This is a genomic window from Syntrophorhabdaceae bacterium (assembly GCA_028713955.1).
Classification (GTDB): domain Bacteria; phylum Desulfobacterota; class Syntrophorhabdia; order Syntrophorhabdales; family Syntrophorhabdaceae; genus UBA5609.
This window is the reverse complement of sequence record JAQTNJ010000157.1, coordinates 1-7278: the sequence shown is the minus strand read 5'-3', so window position 1 is coordinate 7278 and position 7278 is coordinate 1. Positions and strand designations below refer to the sequence as shown.

Here is a 7278-nt window from a genome sequence, read left to right as displayed (position 1 = left end):
GTACGAGAATGTTTTTGTTACAGGGATCGACAGGGCGACATGAACGATCATGAAGAGAGGAGAAAATCTTTGAAATCGAGGTTCTTGAGGGACTTGACGCGTGTCAGGCGCTCGCCGAGGAGACGGCTTCCTATCTCTTCGAATGTCTCCGGTGCATCGGTTACGAAATACTCGCAGCCGCCCCTGACCTTATCGTTCAGGAGTCGTTTTTTTTCCAGGGTATTTTTGACCTCTTTCGCGGTCTCCCGGCCCGTATGAACGATCGTTACTCCTTTGCCCATAACCTTTTTGATCACCTTCTCCAATGCCGGGTAATGTGTGCATCCCATGACGAGGACGTCGATATCCGATCGCTTCAGGTCTTTGAGGTATTTTTCTGCCATGAGATACGCGACGTCATCGTTCTCGAGGCCCTCTTCCACAATGGGGACGAAGAGCGGACAGGGGCGCGAGATGACGGTAGCGCCGGAGCTGATCTTTTTAATCGATCTTTCATATGCCATGCTCCTTATCGTGCCTTTTGTGCCGATAACACCTATCCTCCTGTTTTTTGTATGGCCCACTGCCTCTTTTGCGCCGGGATCGATGACGCCGATAACAGGGACGGGCAGTTTTTTCTGGAGAATATTCAGGGCGAATGCCGATGAGGTGTTGCAGGCAATGACAAGGAGCTTTATCCCCTTGGTAAGGAGGAACAGCGCGCTTTCAAGGGCATACCTCGTGACGGTCTGCGGTGATTTGTTTCCGTAGGGCAGGCGTGCCGTGTCGCCAAAATAGACGATATGCTCATGGGGGAGAAGCGCCTTCACCTCTTTGAGCACCGTGAGCCCGCCGACGCCGGAATCGAACATGCCAATCGAAAATTTCCGCATGGGAAAAGATTATGGTAAGGTGGCTGAAAAGTCAAGGGATATGAGGAAGCTGAAAGCTGTCAGCCCTCAGCGATCAGCAAAACAGCGTTCCGGCGAATTAAGGGCCAGAAGAGTGTCCGGTTTGATAGGGGCAACTCCAAACCTCACCTTGCCCATTTGCAGAATTCTACTCGCTTATTACACGGAAAAAACGGAAGAAGATGTGTTGACGTTATGACGTCATGATGTTATAGTTACATAGCGACTTGAGGAGGTGGCAATATGGCCGCTCAAACAAAACGAGCTACGATATATTTGGAGCCTGACCTGCATAAGGCGTTGCGCCTGAAGGCGGTTGAAACATCCCGGTCCGTATCGGAGCTTGTCAACAGTGCTGTCAGGGGGGCCCTCGCGGAGGACGTCGAAGATATAGCGGCCCTTGAAGAAAGGGTTAGAGAGCCTTTGATCAGCTATGACGAAATGGTCAAAAGGCTGAAAAAAGATGGCCGTATATAGAATCTATTTCCGAAAATCCGTTGAGAAGGATTTTTCTGCGATACCAAAAACCGATCTCAGGAAGATCCTTCAGCGGATCAGGGCGCTCGCCGAAGATCCGCGACCGTCAGGCTGTGAAAAGTTGACCGGCCAGGAAAGGTATCGTATCCGTCAGGGACGATATCGAATTGTGTACTCAATCCAGGACAAAGAGCTTACGGTCTGGATAGTGCGGGTCGGTCATCGCAAAGACATCTATCGCTGAAGAGAATAGCGATACACCTGTGATGGAAGACCTGTTCAATGTTCTATGTTCAGCGTTCAACGTTAAGACCAGACAGACCAAATAGAACGGTTTCCTGGCTGATTGCTAACCGCTGATCTGTAATACCGAGTTGCATTCAAAAATAGCACCCGCTTGCGGGTGTACCGGTAATAGCAGGCAACGAAGTTATATGAATGAAGGCAATTCGGTGTAAGCTGTTTACGGAATATAGAGTCCTATGACCTTGCGGACCTCATCCATCGTCTGTTTCGCGATGACGCTGCATTCACCGGCGCCTTTTTTGAGGGCATCGATGACGTAGCCGGTATCTTTTTTCAGGGCAAAAGCCTTTTCCCTAATGGGCGTCAGCTCCTTCCTGATGTTTTCGAAGAGCATCTTCTTGCAGTCTATGCAGCCGATGGCAGCGGACCTGCAGCCCTTATCGATCTCGAGAAGCATGGTGTTTTCCGAGAACGCCCTGTGGATCGTGAAGATGTTGCAGACCTCCGGGTTGCCCGTATCGGAGCGTCTCACCCGGTTCACGTCGGTCACCGCTGTTCTCAGTTTTTCCCAGATGTCCTTTTCCTCTTCCAGTATCCCGATATAGTTATTGAGTGTCTTTGACATCTTCGCCTGGCCGTCAACGCCGAGGATCTTCGGCGCCCTGGATAGTATCACCTGCGGCTCAGGGAAAAGCTCGCCATACCTGCCGTTGAACTTTCGCGCCACCTCCCTCGACAGTTCAACATGCTGAACCTGGTCTTCACCGACAGGCACGAAACCTGCCTTATATATAAGGATGTCCGCGGCCTGAAGGACGGGGTAGCCCATGAGGCCCATGTTGATATTGCCCCTGTGCTGTTTCGATTTGTCCTTGAACTGGGTCATCCTCTCGAGATCCCCGATGGGTGTTACGCAATTGAATATCCAGGCGAGCTCTGTATGCTCAGGGACGTGAGACTGGACAAAGATCCTGCACTTTTCGGGCGATAGACCGCAGGCGATAAGAATGAGCGCTGTTTCGACGGAGCGCTGTTTCAGCTCGTCGATGGGGTATTCCACGGTAATCGCATGGTAATCGACAACAGAGAATATACAGTCATATTCCTCCATCAAATGGACCCAATGCCTGATCGCGCCGACATAATTACCCAGATGTATGTCCCCTGTGGGCTGTATCCCGCTGAATATCCTTCCTTTCATGAATCCTCCGAAACCATGGCTTTTAACAGCAAGTTCTCATTCAAGGGCCTTCAAGAGCAGCATCCCGTAACGGGCTAAAAGCTTAATAATAATAGCTGAATGCTTGCGTTCCGTCTAATCTACAATAAAAAAAAGCCTAAATCAATCGTTGTTTAATTTTGTATACAAAAATCTTGACAATTATTTATAGTGATACTATAGTTGAAATCAGTCAAATTGTATACAGTATCCAAAGGAGGGCACATGGAAGACCATGAAATTTTTAAAAACATTACGGTTCTGTCCCTTGAACAGGCAACGGTTTTACCATACCTCTCATACAGGCTTTCCCTCGACGGCGCGAAGGTCATACGCATGGAGCACCCTGTATACGGTGACCCCAACAGGAGGGTCGGCGAGAACAGGCTCAATGAAGACAGGATGTACACCTATTTTCTCGCCATTAACTGCAACAAGCAGGCAATTACGCTTGACCTCGGCGCGCCCGAAGGCCACGAGATATTCAAAAAATTACTCGTCGAATTAAACGTCGACATCTTCGCTACAAACCAGCTCCCGAAAAACTATAAGAAACTTGGAGTTGACTACGAGACAGTAAAATCGATAAAAAAGGATATCATATGGGTGGGATTGACAGGGTTCGGTCCTGACAGCAACGAGGCCGCCTATGACCCGATCCTGCAGGCGAGAAGCGGTTTGATGGAGCTTACCGGCGACAAGAACGGCCCGCCCTATGTTCTCGGTGTGCCGCTGCCCGACATGGGTACCAGCGAACACGCCTACGGGCTGATCATGAAGGCACTGTTCAAGCGGGCCATGACCGGGGAAGGAACACGGATAGACCTCTCGATGTTCCAGAGCACCATCTCATGGATGACCGTCCCCATCACCCAGACAAAGTCCTTTAACAAAACGATCACGAGGCGGGGGAATACCCACGAGTTCTTTGCCCCTGTGAGCGTTTACGGGACAAAAGACGGCTATGTCTACATTGCCGTCGGAAATGACATCCAGTGGGAGAAGATGCTGCAGATAGAAGGTTTCTCGGCCCTCGCAAAACCTGAATATGGCAGGAATGAAGGAAGGATCAAGGATGTGGATAATCTGAACAAAGCGATTGAAGAGGCAACGCAGAAATATACAACCGACGGGCTGATCGCCTTATTCACCAGCGCCACGATCCCCATCTCCAAGGTCAATGCCATCGGGGATGTGCTTGAAGATCCTTATGTGAAGAATGAAATACTCACATCCGCTGATCCGAAAACAGGAACGACAATCTATCTTGCGCCCCCTCCGTTCACAAACAACTATATCAAGTCTATGGGGAGAAAACTTCCTTTTCCTCCACGCTTTGGAGAGCAAAACGAGGAGATTTACGGAAAAACACTTGGCTATTCGAAGGATAAGCTGGAAGAACTGAAGACAAAAGGCATTATCTGAAACTATTCAGGGGGAAACATGGACGTCTCGTACGACCAGGTCAGTATCAGGAAAGGGAGATTTTTGAGGGAACAGGTATACAAAACCCTCAAGACCTCTATCCTGAACCAGACGTTACCGCAGAATAAGAGGCTTGTTGAGGAAAAACTTGCCGAAGAACTGGGGACGAGCAGAACGCCGGTCCGGGAGGCGATCCAAAAACTTGAAAAAGAGGGTCTCATCCATAAGCTGTCCAAGGGTGGTTACGCGGTAAGCGCCATCACGGACGAGGACGTCGAAGAGGTCTTCGGTATTCGTGGTATCCTCGAGGGCTATGCCGCATATCTTGCTACGATGAGGGTTACCGACGAGGATATCAGATCCCTGGAAGAGATCGTGGACAGGGAAGAGCAGTGCCTGCAAAGAGGAGACATCGAAGAGTGTATCAGACTGAATACCGAATTCCACGACAGGCTATACAGGACTGCCCGGAGCGCCAAACTTTACGGCATCATCAATGACCTGAGAGATTATATCTATCGTTACAGGATCATTATCCTGCGATATGAGGGCATGGCAGAGGTCTCCATAAAGGACCACCGTGAGATGATTCTCCTTATGAAATCAAAGCGCGCTACCAGGGTAGAGCGGCTTGTACGAAAACATATTACCCGTGGGAAGACCATCGTTAAAAAGAAGATTAAACAGGAAGTCCTGAAACATGGAGTTGGTAAAAAAGGTTCTTCAAGGGGATGAGGGAAGCGCTGCCCGTCTTATCTCGATGATTGAGGAAGGGCTTGATGAGGGGTATGAGGCGGTTTCGCTGATCTTTCCGTATACCGGCAAGGCACATGTAATTGGAGTAACAGGCGGGCCGGGGGCAGGAAAGAGCACGTTGATCAACAGGCTTGCGGCGAGTTATGGCCGCCAGAGGGAGAAGGTCGGGGTTATTGCTGTAGATCCAACAAGTGCAAAGGGGGATGGCGCCTTTCTCGGTGACCGGGTGAGGATGAGAGATGCTGAAAGGGTGGAGGGTACCTTCATCCGGTCCATGGCCCACCGGGGTTTTCCGGGAGGTATCGCAAAGGCAACATTGGGAGCGGTATATGTCCTTGAAGGTCTCGGCAAAGGGGTTATCCTCGTTGAGAGCGTCGGTGCCGGACAGACAGAGATGCAGGTATCGACGGTCTGTGATTCTGTTATCACGGTTCTTACGCCTGATTACGGGGATGAGATCCAATTGATGAAGGCAGGGCTCATTGAGATAGGGGACATTGTGGTGATGAATAAGATGGACAGGGCCGGGGCAGCAGAGGCCGCAGAGGATATCGCGCTGCACCTTGCGGGCCGCAAAGATAACAACTGGCAGATACCGGTCTTAACAATACAGGCGAATAAAGGCGAGGGCATTGAGAGGCTTATGGCGACCCTTGATCTGCATCGCAGACATGTGCGGGACGACGCTCAGGGGAAGTCTGCAACGAAGGAAAAATTGAAAAGATTGGTACTTACCCTCTCCAAAGAAGAGGCATGGAGCGCACTCCTCTCTGAGGTGCAGGACAACGAGGGGTTTGCGGGGGTCATGGAGAGGCTTCAGAACAAGGAGATCGATCCTTATAAGGCTGTCCGGATGGTTTTAAAATTGGCACTGCCAAAAAAATACAGAAAAACAGCCAGGCGCAGCAGGCGGGCATAAACGCAGGCAGGGGCATGGATTTCAATCTCACAAAAGAACAGATCTTTTTTAAAGAACATGTTCACCGTACACTGCGTGAGGTCGTATTGCCTCATGCTGCTCTTATCGACAGGGAGGACAGATTTCCAAGGGAGCTTTTCGGAAAGCTGGGGAAACTCGGTTATTTTGGCATCAGGTACCCCCTGGAGATAGGCGGAATGGGCGGGGACTGCACCTCCTTTACGATACTTGCCGAAGAGCTTGCGAAGGTGTCCATATCTTGTGCGGCAATAGTGACGATGCAGTGTCTCATGGGAACTGATTTTATCCATAGGTTCGGCAACAAGGAACAGAAGGAGAGGCTCCTGATCCCTGCCATAGCAGGCCGAAAGATAGGTACCATCGCATTCACCGAGCCGGACTGCGGCTCTGACCTCGGCGCAATGAGGACAAGGGCTTACAGGGAAGGGGACGGTTATGTCCTGAAAGGGAGAAAGCTCTGGATTACAAGCGGGTCAGTAGCAGATTTTGTTACCGTTGCTGCCACGGTGGATCCGTCGAAAAGACTTAAAGGCATTGCCTTTTTTCTTGTTGAAAAAGACACGCCGGGTTTTTCCGTGGGGCAGACGATAGACAAGATGTCCGCGCGGGGCTCGGCAGCCACAGAGCTTATCTTTGACGAATGCCATATACCAAAGGAAAACCTTTTCGGTGAGGAAGGAAAAGGCGTGCAGTACCTCGAGGCGATCTTAAGCGAGATCAGGATAATGATCGCAGGGCTTGGACTGGGCCTTGCGGAAAGCGCTTATGAGGCGGGGATCAGGTATGCAAAAGAGCGCGAGGCCTTCGGTAAACCGATCGGCAATTTCCAACTCATACAGGAAAAGATAGCTGAAATGGAGATGCGGATAAAAAGCTCCTGGCTTCTCACCTACTACGCGGCATGGCTGAAGGATAATGGGCTGGCAGCGAAGAAGGAGGCAGCCACGGCAAAGCTTTATTCCACGGAGACCGCAAGCTATGTCGTTGATGAGGTGACACGGATCTACGGTGCATATGGGATCGCAGAGGAGTATCCGGCAGAAAGGTACTTCAGGGACGCCCGGTTCCTTCTCTCCGGCGGAGGCACATCGGAGATATTAAAAACGACCATTGCAAAGGAATGTCTTAAATAATAAAACCGTAATTTTCAGGAGGAACTTCATGGGAACACCTAAGAGGATAAAGGTTTTAATAGCAAAACCAGGGCTTGATGGGCATGACAGGGGCGCCAGGGTTGTGGCGCTGGCGCTTAAGGATGCCGGGATGGACGTGATCTATTCAGGGCTGCACAGGACAGTTGACCAGAGCGTCAATACCGATATTCA

At 50.5% G+C, this 7278-nt stretch carries 9 protein-coding genes; 7 read left to right on the top strand and 2 right to left on the bottom strand.

Annotated features, from left to right (window positions below; all coding sequences use genetic code 11):
* Positions 1-47: 47 nt before the first annotated feature.
* Complete coding sequence (gene murI, locus PHU49_12175; protein MDD5244764.1) at positions 48-851, bottom strand: glutamate racemase; 804 nt, start codon at positions 849-851, stop codon at positions 48-50.
* Here murI and PHU49_12170 point away from each other — a divergent pair.
* From PHU49_12170 to PHU49_12160, 3 genes are read left to right on the top strand one after another with little or no spacing between them, the layout of a single operon-like run.
* Positions 850-1089 carry a hypothetical protein gene (locus PHU49_12170; GenBank protein ID MDD5244763.1) on the top strand — a complete coding sequence of 80 codons (240 nt, stop codon included), beginning with the start codon at positions 850-852 and terminating at the stop codon, positions 1087-1089. The two genes, murI and PHU49_12170, sit on opposite strands and share 2 nt — an antisense overlap.
* A gap of 44 nt (positions 1090-1133) precedes the next feature.
* Positions 1134-1367: a hypothetical protein gene (locus PHU49_12165; protein ID MDD5244762.1), complete on the top strand. Its 234-nt coding sequence runs from the start codon at positions 1134-1136 to the stop codon at positions 1365-1367.
* Positions 1354-1611 carry a type II toxin-antitoxin system RelE/ParE family toxin gene (locus PHU49_12160; GenBank protein MDD5244761.1) on the top strand — a complete coding sequence of 86 codons (258 nt, stop codon included), beginning with the start codon at positions 1354-1356 and terminating at the stop codon, positions 1609-1611. Before PHU49_12165 ends, PHU49_12160 begins: the two co-directional genes overlap by 14 nt.
* A gap of 219 nt (positions 1612-1830) precedes the next feature.
* Here PHU49_12160 and trpS read toward each other — a convergent pair whose 3' ends face one another.
* Complete coding sequence (gene trpS / locus PHU49_12155; protein MDD5244760.1) at positions 1831-2814, bottom strand: tryptophan--tRNA ligase; 984 nt, start codon at positions 2812-2814, stop codon at positions 1831-1833.
* Between the two features lie 243 nt (positions 2815-3057).
* Between trpS and PHU49_12150 the strand changes: the two genes are divergently transcribed.
* The 4 genes from PHU49_12150 to PHU49_12135 are packed head-to-tail and all read left to right on the top strand — an operon-like array spanning position 3058 to position 7086.
* Complete coding sequence (locus PHU49_12150; protein MDD5244759.1) at positions 3058-4257, top strand: CaiB/BaiF CoA-transferase family protein; 1200 nt, start codon at positions 3058-3060, stop codon at positions 4255-4257.
* A gap of 18 nt (positions 4258-4275) precedes the next feature.
* Positions 4276-4992: a GntR family transcriptional regulator gene (locus tag PHU49_12145; protein ID MDD5244758.1), complete on the top strand. Its 717-nt coding sequence runs from the start codon at positions 4276-4278 to the stop codon at positions 4990-4992.
* Complete coding sequence (meaB, locus tag PHU49_12140; GenBank protein MDD5244757.1) at positions 4958-5932, top strand: methylmalonyl Co-A mutase-associated GTPase MeaB; 975 nt, start codon at positions 4958-4960, stop codon at positions 5930-5932. Before PHU49_12145 ends, meaB begins: the two co-directional genes overlap by 35 nt.
* Before the next feature lie 14 nt (positions 5933-5946).
* Complete coding sequence (locus PHU49_12135) at positions 5947-7086, top strand: acyl-CoA dehydrogenase family protein (protein MDD5244756.1); 1140 nt, start codon at positions 5947-5949, stop codon at positions 7084-7086.
* Positions 7087-7278: the final 192 nt, after the last annotated feature.

What these genes read in the sequence shown, in the direction of transcription:
- PHU49_12150 (MDD5244759.1), top strand. Translation starts at nt 3,058, where the DNA reads ATGGAAGACCATGAAATTTTTAAAAACATTACGGTTCTGTCCCTTGAA.
- trpS (MDD5244760.1), bottom strand. Translation starts at nt 2,814, where the DNA reads ATGAAAGGAAGGATATTCAGCGGGATACAGCCCACAGGGGACATACAT.
- murI (MDD5244764.1), bottom strand. Translation starts at nt 851, where the DNA reads ATGTTCGATTCCGGCGTCGGCGGGCTCACGGTGCTCAAAGAGGTGAAG.
- PHU49_12145 (MDD5244758.1), top strand. Translation starts at nt 4,276, where the DNA reads ATGGACGTCTCGTACGACCAGGTCAGTATCAGGAAAGGGAGATTTTTG.
- PHU49_12160 (MDD5244761.1), top strand. Translation starts at nt 1,354, where the DNA reads ATGGCCGTATATAGAATCTATTTCCGAAAATCCGTTGAGAAGGATTTT.
- PHU49_12165 (MDD5244762.1), top strand. Translation starts at nt 1,134, where the DNA reads ATGGCCGCTCAAACAAAACGAGCTACGATATATTTGGAGCCTGACCTG.
- meaB (MDD5244757.1), top strand. Translation starts at nt 4,958, where the DNA reads ATGGAGTTGGTAAAAAAGGTTCTTCAAGGGGATGAGGGAAGCGCTGCC.
- PHU49_12135 (MDD5244756.1), top strand. Translation starts at nt 5,947, where the DNA reads ATGGATTTCAATCTCACAAAAGAACAGATCTTTTTTAAAGAACATGTT.
- PHU49_12170 (MDD5244763.1), top strand. Translation starts at nt 850, where the DNA reads ATGCCAATCGAAAATTTCCGCATGGGAAAAGATTATGGTAAGGTGGCT.